We start from the raw sequence: 19,903 nt of genomic DNA, 5'->3' as shown, positions 1-19,903 counted from the left end.
ATTTGCCAATTATTTGTACTAAATAACAAAAATTCTCGTTGATTAAGTAAATCAAAGATTGGAGCAAGCAAGAGTTTACTTTATTATATACAGTCATATTTATTGTTTCTGCTTAGCGTTTTCAAATATTTCTAAGCACTTGTTGTGAGTTATTCATGTTAAAACTATTACCGACATTATTAATTTTATCTCCAATCGCCTGTGCTGCTGCACAACAAGTGGAGGACAGTAAAGAACAATCTAATGCCAGTAACGAGAAGTCTTCGGCTACGTTAGCAGAAAAGTCAACTCCAAGAGATGTACAGGTGTTCTTCAAGCAATGTTATCAACAGGTCCCTCCTGTTACAGAAAGAAGTGACACTGAATTAAATCAAATACCGATCAGTATTGAAGCGGACACGTTAACTGGCCTCAATGGTGATATTATTTATGACGGTAGTGTTAATGTTATTCAAGGTATTAAATCACTTAATACAGATAGATTGATTTATAACCGTAATACCGAACAAGCAAATGCGACAGGTAATGCCCATTATGTTGATGGACAAATTACCTTGTTTGCAGATCAAGTTGATACTAATTTAAGAACTGAACAATCTTCGTTAACCCGAGCCCAATACCAGTTCCATGGTCAAGGTGGCCGTGGTAGCGCAGATAAAATCGAAGGTGATGGTAAAGGCTTCTATGAATTAAAGTCCTCTAGCTATACCGCTTGTCCTCCCGGCGATACCACTTGGTCTTTGGATGCGACTACACTGTATATAGATCAAGAAGAAGACCTTGGTACTGCTTACAATGCGGTATTACGTGTTAAAGATTTCCCAGTCTTTTACTTCCCATATATTAGTTACCCTTTATCAGATAAACGTAAAACAGGTTTTCTTTTCCCTAGTTACTCATTTTCTGATGTTAATGGCTTTTCCTATCGCCAACCTATTTATCTAAATTTATCAGCAAATCAAGATGCAACGATTACGCCTAACTATATGGAAAATAGAGGCTTATTGTTATCAGCTGAGTATCGTTACTTATTCGATGTTGGTTCGGGTACAATTCAAGCAGAGTATTTAGCAAATGATAAACTACGTGAAGATGATAATGGAGATCTATTAGACGAGCGTTACCTATTACACTGGGATCACTCTTTGAAGTTCGCTGATGACTGGAAATTTAGTGCAAACTACAGCCGTGTAAGTGATGATGATTACTTCAATGATATTACAACAGATTACGGTGACCGAAGTGATAATCAACTCTTGCAAACCGCTTCTTTGACCTATACCAAAAAAAACTGGAATAGCGAACTAGAAGTTCGAGACTTCCAAGTTTTAGGTAGTGGTGACACTCCACATATTGTATTGCCAAAATTAGCATTCAATGTTTACCAGCCTCTAAATTTTAAAAGTTTAGAGCTTGATGTTTATTCAGAAGTAACACGATTTGAACACAGCGAGGATGATGTTTACACAGGGACTCGAGTGCATATCGAACCTAAATTATCATTGCCGCTTAACTACAACTCTATGTTCGTGAATACTGAGTTGAAATACATGTTGAGTTACTACCAACAAGATTTAGATAATGCAGATAAGTATGATTGGTATGATGATCTGGATGAAACTGCAACACGTTACCTGCCCTCTTTCAAAATACATTCGGGCATCAATTTAGAGCGTGACTTTTCTATTTTCGGAGAACAATATCGCCAAACATTAGTTCCGCAAATGCAATACTTATACGTGCCTTACCAAGATCAATCTGGCATAGGTACTTATGACACAACTACATTGCTACAAGATTATTATGGTCTATTCCGAGATAACACCTACTCAGGTTATGACCGCATAGCAGAAGCAAACCAAATCACTGTTGGTTTAGAAAGTCGTTTTATTAATGCTCAAGGTGAGGAACGTTTACGTTTTGCTATTGGTCAAAACTATTACTTATCGCAATCACGTACCGTCTTACCTGATGATGACGACGATGATGATGGGCAATCAGTTAGCCGCTCGTCGTTAATATCTGAATTAGACGTTAACTTTGATGATGATTACTTTTTCCATGCAGGGATAAACTGGGATTCTGATAAAAACCTATTGCATAAAGTGAATACCACAATTGAAAAACGTTGGGCTCATAATACTTATTTACAACTCGGTTACCGCTACTATAAAGAAGATGAAGATAGTGAGTGGGACGAAGTGGTTAACCAAGTAGGCAGTAAACTTAACTGGTCTATCAATACACAATGGTCTACTTATGCAAGCTATTACTATAATGTTGAATTTAAAGATAGTTATGAGAGTATTATTGGACTTAAATATCAATCTTGCTGTTGGGCAATTGGTATCGCTTATGATGAGCATATGCTCTCCTATTACGGCGACCAAGACGATTACTACGATGATATGGAAACAGAAAGAAGCATCAGTATAAACTTTGAACTAATGGGATTAGGCGGTTTAGGCTATTCAGACGGTGAAGATAGTTTATTCGACTACGGTCGCCCATTTTATTTAAAATAATGAGTAATAAATGAAATTTACAAAAAAACTTTTAAGCGCACTAATACTAGCTAGCAGCATTCCATCTTTTACGAATGCAGCTGAAGTCCAGTTAGATAATATTGAAGCAGTAGTGAACAAAGAAATAATTTTAAGTAGCGATATGCAAAACTTAAAAAAAGAACTTGTTCAACGTTATCAAGAAAGTGGGCAGACATTACCAGACAAAGAAAATATAGATAAACAAATACTAGATAAGCTGATAACTGATAGCCTTCAACTACAAGTTGCTGAACAGATAGGTTTACGTATTAGTGACGCAAGATTAGATCAAACACTTGTTGAGATGGCTAAAAAGCAAAATACGACATTAGATAAAATGCGCGCTGATATAGAGGCATCAGGTGGTAATTATAAGCAATTTGTGGAAGGTGTGCGTAATGAACTAACGATTAATGAAGTAAGACAAATACAAGTAAGAAGACGTATTACCATTACTGACCAAGAAGTTGAACAGGTTATCGATCGCATTAATCAAACCGACCAAGCTAATGTTGAGTTTAACTTTGCCCATATCCTATTAAAAACTTCTGAATCAACAAGTACCGCACAAAAAGCAGCTTTAGATAAGGAAGCAGCTTCACTGGTTGAAAAAATCAAAAGTGGTGAAGATATTAAACAGCTTGCTTTGACTTACTCAGAAGGACCTAAAGCATTAGAAGGTGGTGATTGGGGTTGGCGAAATATGGAAGAAATGCCAAGTTTATTCGCTGCAGAGATCAGTGAAACGGATCAAAAAGGCGATATTATCGGCCCTTTCCATTCTGATTTAGGTGTACATATCATCCAAATATTAGATAAAAAAGGCGGCGAAAATGTCATGACTGAAGAAGTCAACGCGCGTCATATATTAGTTAAACCTTCTATTATCTTAAGTGATGAACAAGCACAGCAATTATTACAAAAGATTCGCCAGCAAATTTTAGATGGCAGCAAATCATTTGAAGAGCTGGCAAGAGAATATTCTCAAGATCCTGGCTCAGCAGTGAAAGGTGGTAACTTAGGTTGGGCTGATCCTAATATCTATGTACCAGAGTTTAGAGATCTTGCTCAATCACAAGAAGTTGGTGTAATTAGTCAGCCTTTCCATACAGACCATGGTTGGCACATTTTACAAATCATGGACAAGCGTCAATCAGATACGACTGAAGCGGCAACTAAACAGAAAGCATACACCTTAATCTTTAGGCAGCGCTTCCCTGCTGAAGCCTACGCATGGCTCAACGAGTTACGCCAAGAAGCTTATATTAAAATTAATAATCCCGATTATATTATTGAGGAAAGATAATGTTAGCTCGCTTAATTATTACCGCAGGTGAACCAAGTGGTATCGGTCCAGATTTAGTACTGCAATTAGCAGAACAAACATGGCCTGTTGAATTGATTATTTGTGCAGATATCGATGTATTAAAAAAACGTGCAGCTTTACTTAATAAAAGCATTACGTTTCATGACTACGATAAAGGTATAGCACCAAAAGCTGCGAAAAAAGGCCACTTAACTGTTGCTCATATATCAGCACCAGCAACCGTTGACCCTGGTGTATTGAATGTAGAAAATGGCGCTTACGTATTAGAAACATTGCGCTTTGCAAGTCAAGGTTGCCTAAGTGGTGAGTTTGCAGCGGTTGTTACAGCACCAGTCCATAAAGGTATTATTAATGATGCGGGAGTGGCATTTAGTGGCCATACGGAATTCTTTGCAGAACAAGCAAATGTCGATTTAGTCGTCATGATGTTAGCGACAACAGGATTACGGGTTGCATTAGCGACCACTCACCTACCTTTATCAGCAGTGCCTGCAGCAATTACAGAGCCACTGCTAGATAACATTATCAGTATTTTAAATGCTGAATTACAAAAAAAATATGCCATCCAAGATCCGACTATCTATGTCTGTGGATTAAATCCTCATGCAGGTGAAGGCGGACATATGGGACGAGAAGAGATTGAGGTGATAGAGCCCGCTTTAGATAATATCCGCGCAAAAGGCATTAACTTGGTAGGCCCTCTTCCAGCCGATACACTCTTTCAAGAAAAATACTTACAACACGCAGATGCGGTATTAGCCATGTATCATGACCAAGGATTACCTGTGCTTAAGTACAAAGGCTTTGGTCAATCAGTAAATATTACGCTTGGCCTGCCTTTCATCCGGACATCGGTTGATCACGGCACCGCACTCGATTTAGCAGGAACAGGAAAAGCCGACTCAGGTAGTTTATTATGTGCAGTCAATGAAGCAATTACCATGGTCCAAAGTAACATCAACAAGGTTAACTAAAAAAATGAATGATAAAACCCACCTAGGCCATACTGCCCGTAAACGCTTTGGACAAAACTTTTTACATGATGATTACATCATTGACTCAATTGTGGCTGCTATTGCCCCACAGGCTGAAGATAATATCGTCGAAATCGGCCCTGGTTTAGGCGCCTTAACAGAGCCTGTTGCACGTAAAGTAGATTGCTTAAACGTCGTTGAATTAGACCGAGATCTTGCGGCACGTTTAGAGGAACACCCAACATTACGTGATAAACTAAAAATCACCCAAGCCGATGCGATGCGCTTCGACTTTGGTCAATTAGTGCAAGGTGATAAGCAATTACGTGTATTTGGTAATTTACCTTACAATATCTCAACGCCACTAATGTTCCATTTATTTGAGTTTGCAGATAAAATTTCTGACATGCATTTCATGTTACAAAAAGAAGTGGTTAATCGCTTATGTGCAGGGCCTGATTGTAAAGCTTACGGCCGCTTAAGCGTTATGGCTCAATACTATTGTAATGTTATCCCAGTATTAGAAGTACCGCCAACGGCATTTAAACCAGCACCAAAAGTAGAGTCTGCTGTTGTACGTTTAGAGCCTTATGATACACCTCCTTTTATTGCAAAAAGCATTAAGGTGTTGAATCAAGTTTGTTCAATGGCTTTTAATCAGCGACGTAAAACAATACGAAATGGCTGGAGAGAAATCCTTACTGCTGAAGAGCTAGAAACACTTGGCATTAACATTGGTAAACGTGCTGAAAATATTTCTGTTGAAGAATATGTACGTGTTGCCAATTATGTTTTTGACCGCCAGCAGGAAGCTTAATTCGTAATGGCTACCTATATCGTCGGTGATATTCAAGGATGTTATGATGAGCTGCGCGACTTATTAACCCTTGCTGATTTTGATATCGATACAGATCAATTGTGGGTAGCTGGCGACTTAGTCGCGCGTGGTCCAAAATCATTGAAAACGCTTCGCTATTTGAAAAAAATAGGGGCGAAAATTATTCTTGGTAATCATGATTTACACCTATTAGCCACAGCAATAGGTGTCCACCCTGTTAAAGCCAAAGATAAAACCGCTGCCATCTTAGAAGCTGACGATAAGCAGGCGTTACTGACTTGGTTACGCCACCAACCTTTATTACTAGAACATCCTGAGCATAAATTTATCATGGTACATGCGGGTATTTTGCCAGCTTGGAGCATCGATAAAGCTAAAGCACTGGCTAAAGAAGTAGAAAGCGAACTACATGGAAAAGACTATAAGTCATTGCTAAAAAACATGTATGGAGACCACCCAAGCGCATGGCGAGATGACTTAACAGGTATCGAGCGGACTCGTTTTATTATTAATGCATTTACACGTATGCGCTATTGTACACTTTCAGGTGATCTTGAACTTCACAGTAAATTAGCGCCATCTCAAACCGATAATAATCAACTAAAGCCTTGGTTTAAAATAGATAGACAACACGACCAGCCAATTCTTTTTGGTCATTGGGCTGCATTGTTAGGATATGTTGATGAACAGGATTTATATGCCTTAGATACTGGCTGTGTCTGGGGTAATAGCTTAACTATGATTCGCTGGGAGGATAAAAAGAAGTTTTCTCTATCCTGCCCTGCTTACGGCTAATCAAACCTTAAATTGATAAAATACCTAACTTGCTCTATCTAATGTGACAAAAGCTAAGTCATGAGCATTTTTTTCATCTGCTTTAAACGTCTCACGTTCAACTTCCACCCACTTACCTTCCACTAAGTAATCAGGGAAATGCGTATCCCCTTGTACTTTTAAATCGATAAAGGTTAAGTATAAACGGTTTGTAACTTTTAAGAAGTGCTCGTAAATAGTCGCGCCACCAATGATCATCACCTCTTCGACGCCTTCTGCCGCCAATAATGCTTGTTCAACAGTGGTCACACAAGTCACACCAGGGATAACTAATGAAGGGTCACGTGATACCACGATATTTAAACGTCCAGGTAATGCTCTACCAATAGAGTCATAGGTTTTACGTCCCATTATCACCGGCTTACCTAAGGTCACTTTTTTAAAGTGCTGTAAATCAGCAGGTAAGTGCCACGGCATATCATTATCTCGCCCAATGACACGTTGTTCGGCCATTGCTACTATCATTGAAATCTTCATTTTTATCCTAATTCTACAAATCACTTGTTAATATTTTCTCAGTTTAACAATTAACTTTTAAGTTTCACCTATTTAATTGTTAATCACACATATTTATTGTCGCAATGAATATGTTAAAATTTTGTCATATACATTAATTTAAGGGACAAAATGACAACTTCACTGAAGAAAAGCATCGTACCAATACTAATATTTGGTTCATTTATCTTATGGATAATCTCAATTTGGTGGGGATGGATGCCATCAAGTTATGATGTAAAGCAACGCGTCCGCGCAGAGGCATTAGCAACTGATAGTGAAATAGTACCGGGTTACGCAACAGTCACAACCTTAATTGACATGACAACTTGGTTAGTAGACAAACCAGGTGGTTTTATCTCAAATGATATGAGCCCTCCTGGGTTATTGATGGATAATATGCCTGCTTTTGAATACGGTGTTCTAGAACAAGTGCGTGATTTAGCATTAGTGATGCGCCTTGACTTCAGTCGCTCACAATCTCAGTCGACTGGTGATAAAGACTTAGAAACCGCACAAAATAAAGTGAATATCTCTCATAAAAACTGGGTTTTACCAAGTGCAGAAAGTGAATATAAAAAAGCAATTAAAGCACTGGCTAGTTACCGTACGCGTCTCGCCTCTGAAGATGAAAAAGAAGCACAGTTTTACACACGAGCAGATAATTTAAGCGACTGGCTACGTGAAATAGAAAAGCGACTGGGCTCAATCTCTCAAAACCTAAGCGCAAGTGTAGGCAACGATATTTTTGATACTAACTTAGCGGGGGACACTTCAGCAAAACAATCAACGGTGACCAATGAGCAATTAAAGGTACAAACAAGTTGGTTCAAGATTGATGATGTATTTTATGAAAGCCGAGGCTCTACATGGGCTATATTACATTTCCTAAAAGCGGTTCAAATTGACTTTAAAGATGTATTAGAAAAGAAAAATGCAACCGTCAGCTTAAAACAGATCATTCGTGATTTAGAAGAAACACAACAGGCTGTATGGAGCCCAATGGTGTTAAATGGTAATGGCTTTGGTCTTGTCGCAAATCATTCACTAGTAATGGCAAATTACGTATCACGCGCAAATGCTGCTTTGATTGACCTCAGAGGCTTATTAGAAAAAGGTTAACCTTTTAAAATATTAAGTGAATAAAAAAGCCTAGATAAAATTATCTAGGCTTTTTTATATCTCATTCACAACTAAAATGTACTAACAGCTTAGCGTTCACATCTGATTTAAGATTCGTGGCTTGTATTAACCACAACACTTCTTATATTTTTTACCACTACCACAAATACAAGGTTCATTACGAGCAGGTTTCTTTTCAAAGCGCGTCGTCACCGGTTTATTAATTAATACATCTAATTCGGTGGTATTTTCTGCTGAATTTTCGTCTATTGTAATGGCTACAATTAATTCATGCTGTTTCGCTAACGCAGTGATCTCTTCTGCACGAGCATCATTATTTACGGTAACTTGTAAAGGTAGCTCTTCCGTTCCAGCTTTCACTGTTCGTTTTGTATTAAACCCGTAACTCGAATGTTTGGGTTTTTTCTCTTTCTTACCTTTAAAGAAAAATTTATCTGACATAATTGACCTTTATTGTTCTATTCTATTTTTAGTATTCTGGGCTGGTAGGCTATCAACTGAAATGGCATTCAGGATTTTCAGCACAGTGTACAGTATTATCAGGTCCAATCTAGCTTTAAACAATTGGACGACCACGATAAATTAAAATAGAAGGTACCGCTAACCCAAAACTCAGTGCAGTCAGTATAAATAAGGTACGTAAGCCGTTTTCCATCACGGTTTGCATTAGCTCTAAAGTGTAACCATTAGTATTAATTGCCATTAAACCAACCATGGCTTTAAAAGCAAAGCTACCCGGTATCATTGGAATAACTGACGCTACCGTAAAGACCGGGCGAGGGATCAGATATTTACGTGACCAATACAAGCCAATAAAGCCCATATTTGTCGACACGATAAACGTAGCCCACTCAATAGGCATACCAAAATGTAATAATAAAAAGCGTAAACTATGTGTTAACGCACCACCAATAGCACAAAAGACTAACATCTTTGGCGGAACATTGAAGAGCATGGCAAAGCCAACGGCAGGGATCCATGCAAACCATGCATCAGTTATAAAGCCCATTAATAAATCACTCATTAATTTATCCACCCTGACACGCCTGTTAAGGTCATTGAAGCAACAATCCCGATAGAAACACTAACTGTTAATAAGGTAGCAAATACCCATCGAGCAATCCCCATATTAATATGGCCCTTTAACATATCTGATACTGCATTAATTAAAGGAAAACCCGGTACAAGTAATAAAACACTTGCAGCCATCGCTATCTGAGGATTATCTCCAATCTCAAAAATCACCCCGAGACTCGCAATAGAGGTTGCGATAAAAGCGGCAATAGAAAAGTTAATGAACGGATTATGATGTCGATGAGCAAGCTCTTGACGCAGCAACATGGTTAACCCCGCTGCCACAAAGGTTAGCCAATAAACGCCTCTATCTCCACCAAAGAAATGACTAAAGCTAGCACAGGAAAAGGCCACCATTAATACAACCAGCCAACGGTTATGCTTAAAAGGTTTCAGGCGCTTTAAACGCTTGTTCACTTCTTTCGTATCGAGTAACTGTTTTTCAGCCATTACACAGATACGCAGCACTTCACATACCATATGCATATTAATCCCTCGATCATAACAGCGTCTAGTTGTAGTAATACAATGACCGTCGAATAAACTGGTGATCACAATCGCATCAGGACTAAGTGACAATTCCACACTGTCAGCCCCTAATGCAATACCAATACGTTGCACCGTTTGTTCGATAACTCGACTTTCTGCTCCATGTTGATGAAGAATTTGTCCAGCATACACGGCAACCCGTGTTAATTCCGTTTGCGCTTCCCTAGACAGGCTCATTATATCCTCTACTTCTTATAGTTGTGATTCAGCCAACTTTAAGTCCAATGTGGCTTTTAGAAGTTTAAATAATAATATAGCAGCATCTATCTCTTCTTTGCGATTGGTTAAGCTTTCGATATTTAATCCTAATGGAATATTAAAAGGTAGTACCGCTTGTAAGATTTGTTCAAAATTATTGCGACTAATTTGTAACGACTCTTTTAATGGATTGTCGGCCTCTAAAATACGCAATGAAGTTGCTTCTGGTACTGAGATGCCTAACCATTCAATAAACTCTAAGGTCTTAGCACTACCACAAGGAGAAAAAGTCAAAATAACGCGTTTCGGTTGAACACCCTGCTGCTTACACTCGCTTGCATAACGCGTTAACAGGTCAATGGTCGCTTGTGCATTATAAACCGCTTGCGTAATGAAATATTCACAGCCTTGCTCTTGCTTATTACGTAAACGCAAATGCTCATTGCCTTTAGCAACGTGGCGTTCAGCAATTGTAACGCCTCCTAAATAAAAATCTTGAGGGTGATCAGATAACGTTTTGTAAGCATCATTTAAAGAGAGCTTAATTTCCCCTTCTGATGAGGGTGATCCCACCAATACAATGTCGCGTACTGAAAATTGATGCCAAGCATCCGATAACCAAGCAGTGAAGTCACTTGCATCACGCTGTGAAACACTTTTATAAGTAATCACTGGTTTATTCACTTTATCGTGTAATAGCTTCGAGTATAAACGTGAATCATGAGTATATTTAAAAGGGAAAGGGCGAGGTTTATCAGTTCTTGAGGTTTCATCTTGGATGTCGTAAACGATCAGGCCATCATACTCAATCTCATCTAATCGACTTAATAACTTATCTGCAATACCAGAAACAAGCTCGAGATCGGTATCTTTTTTAGGTGGCGTTGTTCCGATAAAATAAACGCCACGCTTGGGGTCAGTAGTAATGTTTTTTAACTTAGAGTTGTACATAAAAATCCTAAACTATCACAGAAAAATATAAAAAATTATCCCATAACTTGCTCTTAATTGATATTAGCCAAGCAAGGATAATCAGCGCTGTTTAATAATATAATTATCAGCTTAAGAACAAACCTGTCTAAGTGAATATTTTTATTCGCCGTTAAAGCGTAGCGATATGAAAAGCTTTCGCGTTATACTTAAGGTTATTTACATACAAAAAGTAGCCTTTATGCGTAATCCCCGTTTTTATGACCCACAACCCTTATCTGAAAATACGACAATCCAATTATGTGATGATGCAACACAACATATTCGAGTGTTACGTTTAGCTAACGGTGATGCTATTACTTTGTTTAATGGGCAAGGAGGTCAATACCTCGCTGAACTTTGTGACGTTCAAAAACGCAGTTGCCATGCAAAGATTCTCACCTTTCAAGAAACAAGCAATGAAAGCCCATTGTACTTACATTTAGGCCAAGTGATCTCTCGTGGAGATAGAATGGAGTTTGTGATTCAAAAAGCCGTTGAATTAGGTGTTAATGAAATCACCCCTTTAATCAGTGAGCGATGCGGTGTTAAATTAAATGCTGAACGCATGGCCAAAAAACAACAACAATGGCAAAAAATAGCGATCGCAGCATGCGAACAATCAGGGAGAAATATTGTCCCTCAAATTAATCAAACGCAAGCATTAACACAATGGTGTGAAGATCCCGTTGAATGTTGTAAATTAACATTACATCCGCGTGCGACGTATTCAATTAATACATTACCCGATGATATTCAACACATTCGCTTATTAATCGGACCGGAAGGTGGTTTCAGTGACGAGGAGATCAATTTGACCGAAACACTGAAATTTACTGAAACATTATTAGGTCCTAGAGTATTACGCACAGAAACAGCAGCTTTAACTGCTATTACTGCATTGCAGTGTCGCTTTGGCGACTTAGCTTAAACCATTATCAATAGGAAAAAATATGACCATTAAAATCGGCATCGTGATGGATCCCATCGAAGATGTAAACATTAAAAAAGATTCAAGTTTTGCTATGTTATTAGAAGCTCAATCACGTGGTTGGGAACTATATTACCTAGAAATGAAAGATTTATACCTTGAAAATGGGCGTTGTTTTGCAACCAGTAAAAAATTAACTGTGCAACGTGAAGCTGGCAACTTCTATCAATTAGAAGAAGCTGTAGATCACCCTCTTGCTGATTTAGATGCAGTACTAATGCGTAAGGATCCACCATTTGATACTGAATATATTTACGCGACTTATTTACTAGAGCGCGCAGAAACTGAAGGTTGTTTAATTGTTAACAAACCTCAAAGTCTACGTGATGCAAATGAAAAACTGTATACAGCTTGGTTCAGTGAATTCACGCCGATTACTTTAGTAACACGCAGTGCAGCAAAAATTCGAGAATTCCATAACAAACATAAAGATGTTATTTTGAAACCACTAGATGGGATGGGTGGTGCTTCTATTTTCCGTATCAAAGAAAATGACAGTAATATCGGCGTTATCATTGAAACCCTTACAGAGCATCAACAACGCTATTGTATGGCACAAGCCTTTATACCTGAAATTAAATCTGGCGATAAACGTATTCTTATTGTTGATGGTGAGCCAATGCCTTATGCATTAGCACGTATTCCAGCGAAAGGTGAAACTCGTGGTAACCTAGCAGCAGGTGGTACCGGCGTAGCACAACCACTTTCAGAATCAGATTGGCATATTGCTAATACCATTGGTCCAACACTGAAAGAGAAAGGCCTGATTTTTGTTGGCTTAGATGTGATTGGTGATAAAGTGACCGAGATTAATGTAACTAGCCCTACTTGTATCCAAGAAATTGATAACGCTTACGGTACCAACATTAGTGGTAAGTTGATGGATGCGATTGAGAAACGTATTAAAAAAGCCTAATCGCCCTTAATGATACTGAAGTATTTGGTTTATTATTTAAGCTTGGTAGAAATAGTTTAAGCCTACCAAGCTTAATTTTGATGGAGAATCATATGACAAAACATAATACTAAAACCCCTTTTGCCGATTCAGACAGTAACACCAGTACTTCAGATGTCTTATCATCAAAAAACACTAACAGTAATAATACCTGTTCTCTTAAAAATCACTTTTTAATTGCGATGCCATCTTTAACCGATCCTTATTTCAAACAATCTGTTGTGTATTTATGTGAGCATGATGAACACGGGGCAATGGGGTTTATTGTTAACTACCCAGTTAAATTAACCGTGCAAGAATTATTAGAAAATGCAGAAAGCATCAATCATGAGCCTACTCCACCTATTGAAAAGTCTGTTTTTTTAGGTGGTCCGCTGGATATGGACCGTGGTTTTGTACTACACAGCCCAATGGGAGACTCATCGCATAGTACATTACTTAATGAGCAACTGATGATGTCTAATTCGAATGCAGTCCTTTCTTCATTAGGTACGGCTGAAGAGCCTGAAAATTACATGGTAACCCTGGGCTACTCAAGCTGGGATCCAGGACAATTAGAAGATGAAATAAATCAAAACCAATGGCTCACCATTGATTGCGAAACAGACACCATTTTTAAAACACCCGTTGATAAACGATGGAGTGCTTCTTTACACCGATTAGGTGTTGACCCATTACAACTAAGCAATGAGATAGGCCATGCATAATGACATCTAAGACCAACACAAACAAAACACCAAGCTCACTATTAGGGTTTGATTTTGGGACTAAAAGCATCGGCGTTGCAACGGGGCAAATGATCACAGCCACCGCACAGCCGATTGCCGCAATTAAAGCCAATGACGGTATTCCGAATTGGGATACTGTTGAAAAAGTGATAAAAGAGTGGAATCCCGATCTGATTGTTGTTGGTTTACCCTTAAATATGGATGGCACAGAACAACCCATTACCCAAAGAGCCAAAAAGTTTGGTAACCGTTTAGCTGGGCGTTTTGGTGCCAAGGTAACCTTTCAAGATGAACGGCTAACAACGGCCAGCGCAAAGGAGTTTATTTTTGAGCGCGGTGGTTATAAAGCCCTTGAAAAAGGCAAAGTTGACAGTGTATCAGCCGCATTAATTTTAGAAAGTTGGATGGAAAGTTATTATCAATAACTTACTTTTTTAATCCTCTTTCCTACTCAATACACCTCAGATACTTAACCATTTCTGCTTAAGTATCTGTTATTTATTACACTCCTTATTACACTTTAGCTTCGTGATCATTTCAGCAGTAACTTTGATATTAATATTGACCTACCTCACATTCAGTTTTATATTAAACGATACTTGCCTAATATGCATAATATCAGTTACCTACCTTTGTAATTAGACAGTACAACGTAACATGGATGCTACACCTCAAGTCTAGGATGCTAGCCTTTGATAATCAAAAAATGGACCGCCAATGCCTATCTTACATATTGAAGCTTTTCTGATCGCCATCACCATCTTAACCCTAACGCCAGGTCTCGACACCGCATTAGTTATTCGTAATACCACACGAGGTGGTGAAAAAGATGGATTTGTTACTAATGTTGGAATCTGTTTTGGCTTATTTTTTCATGCCACTTTATCTGCTGTGGGTATCTCGTTATTACTTTCACAATCACCACAATTATTCCAAGCAGTGAAGATGATTGGTGCTCTGTATATCTTGTATTTAGGTATTCAAGGTTTAAGACACAGCTTTTTTGCTTCAGCAAAAGATCCAGAAAAACTAGGCAGTCAAGGTAGCTTTAAAGCAAGCAGAAGCTTCCGTGAGGGCTTGCTATCAAATGCCTTAAACCCTAAAACAGCGATATTCTATTTAGCTTTCCTACCACAATTCATTAATCCTGAGTACTCTGCTTTTATGCAATCACTATTAATGGCAGCAATTCATTTTGTGATTGCACTTTGTTGGCAAGCATTTATCTGTCGTATGATTGTTGCCGCTAAAAAACGTTTTGATGGCGGGAGAACGCAACTAATGATGGAACGTTTAACAGGCGTTGTATTGATTGGCTTAGCTGTAAAGCTATTAATGGAAAAGTAGCCACTCTTTTATGTATTACTTGTCTATTGCGCAGGTAATACACTGCTCACTCATACCTTCAATCACCTTTTTCTACCTGACCAGTACATTCACACTAATACCAACTAATTCATTTTAACTTTTAATATCACGCCTCCCTAATCAGCTAGATTGTTTACTCAATAACTATCGTTAACAGATCTATCGACAACGATTTAACCACTCAGAATTAATAAAATTGCAAAATGTATTTTTTATAACGCTTCTTGATAGTTTGTTGAACACTTGTTCTTTTTATGTTCTAGTGAATTAAATCAAAGAATAGACCTCTACTCCCATCGCTAATTAGGAAAAAAGATGACTACATTAAGAGAACAAACCGAGGCAAAAATGCACTTAAACTAGGTGACCAAGCACCCGCTTTTTCATTACCAAATCAACAAGGTAAATTAACTTCATTAAGTAACTTATTATCCAAAGGTCCAGTGATTGTTACTTTTTATCGAGGTAGCTGGTGCCCCTACTGTAATCTGCAATTAAAAGCTCTACAGTCACGTTTACCAGAAATCCATGATTTAGGTGCTCAGTTAGTAGCAATTAGTCCTGAAGTACCTGATAACTCACTCACTGAAAATGAAATAAGTAAGATGAGCTTTGAGGTTTTATCAGATCAAGACGCTGATGTTGCGGCTAAATTTGGTGTGTCATGGAAAGTGCCTGATTTTGTATTAGCGCACATGAAAGTTGATCATCAACTAGACATTGAGAAGATCAATAACGGTAACGCAAACATTATGCCTATTCCAGCAACCTATATCTTAAATCAGCAAGGTATTGCTGTATGGCGCTTTGTAGATGTTGATTACCGTGTGCGCTCAGAGCCTGAAGATATTATCAATGAGCTAAAAAAACTAGTTTAGAGGCAGATATAGTTTAGAGATAGCTTAGAAACGAAAAGGAAGTCAGCTTCATGTACTGGCCTCCTTCAGCAATTTATTTTCAAGCCTTAGCGTGGAGGATCAACTCGGTCAGTCATTGAGGTATTCAATCTGAACCAGCCTGCTATAGAATATCGATCACGATTTGCAGCTAATACTTCATGGGGAAACTCTTCACTTAGAAAAGCCACAATCGTTCCCATCAAAGGAACTACTTTTATGCCTGTTTGATCATACTGATCCTGATATAAGACCAGCTCACCACCATCACTTGCCAGCCAGTTACTATTAAAATAAACAATCAATGATAAGACGCGATTTGACTCTCCTTTAAATGCATCATAATGACGTTTGTAATAGTCCCCAGGGCTGTAATGAGCAAAGTGACTTTCAAAGGAAAATAAGCCTAAAAATAATCGACGATTTAAATAAACTTGTAGATCAGCGACCCAACTTAGCCATGCTTTTCCCGCTTTTGTTTCACCAGTGATCCAACTAATTGCGTCAGTTCTCACAAACTCATTCTTTAGGTATTGCTTACCGCGCCCTACCCCTGCATTTTTAAACTTACTTGCCTCCATCAATTGTTGATGGGTAAATAAGGTATCAGTTAACCATGCTGGTAACGCCGTTGGTATAATACTATAACCGGTATTCATAATACCCTCTGCAATAGTAGAAAATAACAAATCATCATTTCCACCAGCCCCGGTAAAATCAATTACATTTTTTGCAGCTGCCACAAGAACGCCTTTTTAATTAAAAAAATAATTTAACCTGAGTCTATTTTCAGAGGGATGAATTAACTATAAAAGGAAAGAGTTTATAGTATAAAGCCTGAGTCTGTTGCTTACAGAGGTATGAGCGCGGATAATGTCATTAAATTAACCAAACAACAACATAATATGTAGCATATTATGTTGTTAATTTTTCAATAAAATAGTGTTTAATAACCTCATTATAAAAATAAGTTATAAATAATATTAACTTTGATAGATAGACTCTGATAACGCCTTATATTGTTCTGAAATCTTCTTACCAAAAAGAGGATCCTCATACTTTTTATGTTGCCATTGTAAATTTAAATGAGCCCAATCATCTTCCGTCAAGGTTTGTGCTATTTGAGGTAATACTTCAGTTTCTTCATACATAAGATGTTGTCTTTGTAATGACAGGAATCCCGATAATTTTTCGATAATAAGCTCTTTGGGAATGATTGCATCCAACATAATCATATCAAGCATTTCATCAATATCAGCAGTGATCAGCTTTAAGTTTTTATGCTCATCTACTAAACGGTTTGCCACTTTATCTTCGACAACACGGTATTTTAAATAATGAGCATAGATTAAGTTCTCCATCGGATGATGGTATTTATCAGCATACTTTTTAAGATAACTGGTAATCGATTTAATAAGTTGATAATCAATTTCTTGCTCATCCTTTAATAAATTAATGTTATCTTCCACCAACAATAACAACTGCATGATATTTTTATGGTCTTTATGAATAATATTAAGCATTTTAGATTCCAACGATTAATGACAGAGTCTAAATAATAACCAAGTTAATGTTACAAACTTATGTCTAAAATCAATAAATAGATCATTAAATTATCAAAACGTTATTAGAACAAGACACTACCAATCAATTAGCGTTTTATCTTGTTGTTTTAATAAGTCATTCACTTTGGAAAAGTGCTTACAACCGAAAAAGCCGCGATAGGCTGAAAGTGGCGAAGGATGAACTGCAGTTAAAATATGGTGTTTCTTCAAATCCAACATAGCTGCTTTTTTAATAGCGTGATTTCCCCATAAAAGAAAAATCGTCCCTTCGGTATTGCCATTGATATGTGAAAGCACATTATCTGTAAATCGCTCCCAACCTATTTTAGAATGACTCCCCGCTTTTGACTGCTCTACTGTTAATACAGTATTTAGCAACAAAACCCCTTGCTTAGCCCAGCTTGATAAATCGCCACTATTTGGTATCTCAAAATCAGTTAAATCATCATCTAACTCTTTAAAAATATTACGCAACGAAGGCGGTATCTTTATCCCATCTGGAACAGAAAAACTTAAGCCGTGTGCTTGCCCCTGCCCATGATAAGGGTCTTGTCCTAAAATCACGACCTTTACATCTTTTAAATCAGTTAAAGTAAAGGCATTAAACCAGTCTTGTTTAGGCGGGTAAATGACTTTACCAGATGCCAACTCACCTTCTATAAAAGTTTCGATAGATTTAAAGTAGGTTTGTTCGGACTGTGCTTTAAGAAAACTTGACCAACTCATTGTTGATACTCCAAAAAATAATATGAAGGGTAAAATAGATGTTAAAACTGTTATATCGGCAACATAAAATCAACATAACAGAAACAAATAACACATTGAAAAATAATATTAAAAACAATGAAAACAATCACTTATTAAGTTTCATTGATGTAGCTCAATCTCCATCAAAATAAACCATAAATAAAGTAGGTGATTGACATTTACATGTACAAAAATCAACCATATAATTTAAGTCAGATTCATTAACCGTTGCATTAAATATCAGTTTTACCGAGCTAACATTTAATAGCACCCTATATTTTATAGCAATATTAAACAATATAAAAATTAAGGACATATCATGGCTTTAGGTATCCAAATTACTCAATCTGATAACGCATCTCTTGTTAATTCTTTTTGGCTATTAGATCAAGAAAATGCTCAAGCACGCTGTTTATGCGTAAAAGATAATGCCTATGCTGAAGATCAAGTTGTTTCTTTAGATGAGTTAGGTGATATTGAATATAAAGAAGTTGCTGTTCAAGCACCTGCAATTCAAGAGGGTGGACAACATTTAAATGTTAACGTACTACGTCGTGAAACATTAGAAGACGCAGTAAAACACCCAGAAAAATACCCACAACTTACTATCCGTGTATCGGGCTATGCAGTGCGTTTTAACTCGTTAACACCAGAGCAGCAACAAGATGTGTTAACACGTACTTTTACTGAAACCTTATAATCAGTATATTTAAGTTTTAAAAATAGAAACCTAGCACTTACTTGTGTTAGGTTTTTCTTTTGCCTCTTTTAAAGTATTCGTTTTTTATTTAACGACCTCTTTCCAACTACTCTCACCCAGTATTTTTAAATAAGAGAATGCTAAACTTAGCATATTATTTATTGCTATCTCACACCACCAGCACTAGCCTCAGGAAAGATAGTGTATTAAGTAGAGGTAGAATCAAAACTTATAAATCAAGGTTCCGAGTCGCTACAATCTATATTATCAATATGGTTGCTATGCAGCACTTGCTAAAGCTAATTTAACAGCAAAGGCAACAAAACCAACACCTACTCCACCACCTGAAATCGAACTTACCTTTTTACGTTTTCTAAATGTTTCGGCTAATGTTTGTCCTGCGTAAACCAATACGGTCAGATACAAAAAACTCATTGTTTGGATAGTGACTGCCAAAATTAAAAATGGAATAGCGGGTTGAGCATATTCAGGATCAACAAACTGAGCAAAAAAGGATAAGAAAAATAAAATTGCTTTAGGGTTCAACAGGCTTACCAATAACGCCTTTCGAAATGCTTGTCCCTTAGAGGTTTGTTTTACAGTGATAGAGCGCTGTAACTCAGCATCATCTTTTTTACGCCATGTATGAATAGCATCCTTAAGCAGGTGGTAACCAATATAACTAAGGTAAGCAGCACCAGCATATTTAATCGCCATAAAAATAGCAGGATAAGTTGTTAATATGGTCACGGCACCAAGTGTTGTGGCCAATATCAATAATGAATCCCCTAATAAGACAGCAGCGACTGCGGCCCAACCTGTTGATGCGCCTTGCCGAGCAGATAATGCAAGTACATAGAGTGAATTTGGGCCGGGTAATAAAATAACAAACAAAGCACCTAAAAAATAAGTAATATAATTAATGACACCAAAACTTTCCATCATCTTCCCTGCATAAACACGATAACTAACAAATTAAAAGCTAATTCGAATATTCCAATTTAAC

22 protein-coding genes are annotated in these 19,903 nt (G+C 37.5%); 13 read left to right on the top strand and 9 right to left on the bottom strand.

Features of this window, described 5'->3' with window-relative positions; all coding sequences use genetic code 11:
• Window positions 1-155: 155 nt before the first annotated feature.
• Genes lptD through V6256_RS06820 form a run of 5 tightly spaced genes read left to right on the top strand, consistent with a single transcriptional unit; the run spans window position 156 to window position 6,480 of the window.
• Entirely contained in the window at window positions 156-2,525 is a 2,370-nt protein-coding gene (gene lptD, locus V6256_RS06840) for an LPS assembly protein LptD (protein WP_341597329.1), read from the top strand.
• 10 nt (window positions 2,526-2,535) lie between these two features.
• Entirely contained in the window at window positions 2,536-3,852 is a 1,317-nt protein-coding gene (gene surA, locus V6256_RS06835; RefSeq protein ID WP_341597328.1) for a peptidylprolyl isomerase SurA, read from the top strand.
• Window positions 3,852-4,847: a 4-hydroxythreonine-4-phosphate dehydrogenase PdxA gene (pdxA, locus tag V6256_RS06830; protein WP_341597327.1), complete on the top strand. Its 996-nt coding sequence runs from the start codon at window positions 3,852-3,854 to the stop codon at window positions 4,845-4,847. The genes surA and pdxA overlap by 1 nt, the downstream gene beginning before the upstream one ends.
• A gap of 4 nt (window positions 4,848-4,851) precedes the next feature.
• Window positions 4,852-5,664: a 16S rRNA (adenine(1518)-N(6)/adenine(1519)-N(6))-dimethyltransferase RsmA gene (gene rsmA / locus V6256_RS06825; protein ID WP_341597326.1), complete on the top strand. Its 813-nt coding sequence runs from the start codon at window positions 4,852-4,854 to the stop codon at window positions 5,662-5,664.
• A gap of 6 nt (window positions 5,665-5,670) precedes the next feature.
• Window positions 5,671-6,480: a symmetrical bis(5'-nucleosyl)-tetraphosphatase gene (locus V6256_RS06820; protein ID WP_341597325.1), complete on the top strand. Its 810-nt coding sequence runs from the start codon at window positions 5,671-5,673 to the stop codon at window positions 6,478-6,480.
• Between the two features lie 24 nt (window positions 6,481-6,504).
• Here the strand turns inward: V6256_RS06820 and folA are convergent, their stop codons facing one another.
• On the bottom strand, window positions 6,505-6,996 hold the full coding sequence (gene folA, locus V6256_RS06815) for a type 3 dihydrofolate reductase (RefSeq protein WP_341597324.1): 492 nt from the start codon (window positions 6,994-6,996) through the stop codon (window positions 6,505-6,507).
• 150 nt (window positions 6,997-7,146) lie between these two features.
• On the opposite strand from folA, the gene V6256_RS06810 reads away from it, so the two are divergent.
• Window positions 7,147-8,136 carry a DUF2333 family protein gene (locus V6256_RS06810; RefSeq protein WP_341597323.1) on the top strand — a complete coding sequence of 330 codons (990 nt, stop codon included), beginning with the start codon at window positions 7,147-7,149 and terminating at the stop codon, window positions 8,134-8,136.
• Between the two features lie 126 nt (window positions 8,137-8,262).
• Here V6256_RS06810 and V6256_RS06805 read toward each other — a convergent pair whose 3' ends face one another.
• The 4 genes from V6256_RS06805 to V6256_RS06790 form a co-directional block, all read right to left on the bottom strand.
• On the bottom strand, window positions 8,263-8,598 hold the full coding sequence (locus V6256_RS06805; RefSeq protein WP_341597322.1) for a PBPRA1643 family SWIM/SEC-C metal-binding motif protein: 336 nt from the start codon (window positions 8,596-8,598) through the stop codon (window positions 8,263-8,265).
• 115 nt (window positions 8,599-8,713) lie between these two features.
• Window positions 8,714-9,181 carry a threonine/serine exporter family protein gene (locus V6256_RS06800; protein ID WP_341597321.1) on the bottom strand — a complete coding sequence of 156 codons (468 nt, stop codon included), beginning with the start codon at window positions 9,179-9,181 and terminating at the stop codon, window positions 8,714-8,716.
• Window positions 9,181-9,957 (bottom strand): threonine/serine exporter family protein, encoded by a 777-nt coding sequence (locus V6256_RS06795; RefSeq protein ID WP_341597320.1) that lies wholly within the window; start codon window positions 9,955-9,957, stop codon window positions 9,181-9,183. The genes V6256_RS06800 and V6256_RS06795 overlap by 1 nt, the downstream gene beginning before the upstream one ends.
• A gap of 15 nt (window positions 9,958-9,972) precedes the next feature.
• Entirely contained in the window at window positions 9,973-10,929 is a 957-nt protein-coding gene (locus tag V6256_RS06790; RefSeq protein WP_341597319.1) for a methylenetetrahydrofolate reductase, read from the bottom strand.
• A 220-nt stretch (window positions 10,930-11,149) separates the two neighbouring features.
• Between V6256_RS06790 and rsmE the strand changes: the two genes are divergently transcribed.
• The 6 genes from rsmE to V6256_RS06760 all read left to right on the top strand — a co-directional run bounded on the left by rsmE (window position 11,150) and on the right by V6256_RS06760 (window position 15,867).
• The gene (rsmE, locus tag V6256_RS06785) at window positions 11,150-11,878 is read left to right on the top strand and encodes a 16S rRNA (uracil(1498)-N(3))-methyltransferase (protein ID WP_341597318.1); all 729 of its coding nucleotides are present in this window, start codon (window positions 11,150-11,152) and stop codon (window positions 11,876-11,878) included.
• Window positions 11,879-11,900: 22 nt separating this feature from the next.
• Window positions 11,901-12,854: a glutathione synthase gene (gshB, locus tag V6256_RS06780; RefSeq protein ID WP_341597317.1), complete on the top strand. Its 954-nt coding sequence runs from the start codon at window positions 11,901-11,903 to the stop codon at window positions 12,852-12,854.
• Window positions 12,855-12,946: 92 nt separating this feature from the next.
• Window positions 12,947-13,600 carry a YqgE/AlgH family protein gene (locus V6256_RS06775; RefSeq protein WP_341597316.1) on the top strand — a complete coding sequence of 218 codons (654 nt, stop codon included), beginning with the start codon at window positions 12,947-12,949 and terminating at the stop codon, window positions 13,598-13,600.
• A complete protein-coding gene (ruvX, locus tag V6256_RS06770) occupies window positions 13,600-14,046 on the top strand; it encodes a Holliday junction resolvase RuvX (RefSeq protein ID WP_341597315.1) in 447 nt (148 codons plus the stop codon). The genes V6256_RS06775 and ruvX overlap by 1 nt, the downstream gene beginning before the upstream one ends.
• Before the next feature lie 292 nt (window positions 14,047-14,338).
• Complete coding sequence (locus V6256_RS06765) at window positions 14,339-14,968, top strand: LysE family translocator (RefSeq protein ID WP_341597314.1); 630 nt, start codon at window positions 14,339-14,341, stop codon at window positions 14,966-14,968.
• A 287-nt stretch (window positions 14,969-15,255) separates the two neighbouring features.
• Window positions 15,256-15,867: a peroxiredoxin-like family protein gene (locus V6256_RS06760; protein ID WP_341597346.1), complete on the top strand. Its 612-nt coding sequence runs from the start codon at window positions 15,256-15,258 to the stop codon at window positions 15,865-15,867.
• 86 nt (window positions 15,868-15,953) lie between these two features.
• On the opposite strand, the gene V6256_RS06755 is transcribed toward V6256_RS06760, so the two are convergent.
• The 3 genes from V6256_RS06755 to ung form a co-directional block, all read right to left on the bottom strand.
• Window positions 15,954-16,628 carry a 2OG-Fe(II) oxygenase gene (locus V6256_RS06755; RefSeq protein ID WP_424141050.1) on the bottom strand — a complete coding sequence of 225 codons (675 nt, stop codon included), beginning with the start codon at window positions 16,626-16,628 and terminating at the stop codon, window positions 15,954-15,956.
• Window positions 16,629-16,868: 240 nt separating this feature from the next.
• Window positions 16,869-17,408, bottom strand: coding sequence for a hemerythrin domain-containing protein (locus tag V6256_RS06750; protein WP_341597313.1), 540 nt, complete (start codon window positions 17,406-17,408; stop codon window positions 16,869-16,871).
• 117 nt (window positions 17,409-17,525) lie between these two features.
• Window positions 17,526-18,176, bottom strand: coding sequence for a uracil-DNA glycosylase (ung, locus tag V6256_RS06745; protein WP_341597312.1), 651 nt, complete (start codon window positions 18,174-18,176; stop codon window positions 17,526-17,528).
• Window positions 18,177-18,516: 340 nt separating this feature from the next.
• Here ung and grcA point away from each other — a divergent pair, with 340 nt between their 5' ends.
• On the top strand, window positions 18,517-18,897 hold the full coding sequence (grcA, locus tag V6256_RS06740; protein ID WP_341597311.1) for an autonomous glycyl radical cofactor GrcA: 381 nt from the start codon (window positions 18,517-18,519) through the stop codon (window positions 18,895-18,897).
• Between the two features lie 279 nt (window positions 18,898-19,176).
• Here grcA and leuE read toward each other — a convergent pair whose 3' ends face one another.
• Window positions 19,177-19,842, bottom strand: coding sequence for a leucine efflux protein LeuE (gene leuE / locus V6256_RS06735; RefSeq protein ID WP_341597310.1), 666 nt, complete (start codon window positions 19,840-19,842; stop codon window positions 19,177-19,179).
• Between the last annotated feature and the right edge of the window lie 61 nt (window positions 19,843-19,903).

The sequence above is a fragment of the Psychromonas aquatilis genome, assembly GCF_038155185.1.
In the GTDB taxonomy this organism is placed as follows: Bacteria; Pseudomonadota; Gammaproteobacteria; order Enterobacterales; family Psychromonadaceae; genus Psychromonas; species Psychromonas aquatilis.
The sequence above is the reverse complement of the archived record's forward strand: the minus strand, read 5'-3'. Positions and strand labels throughout refer to the sequence as shown.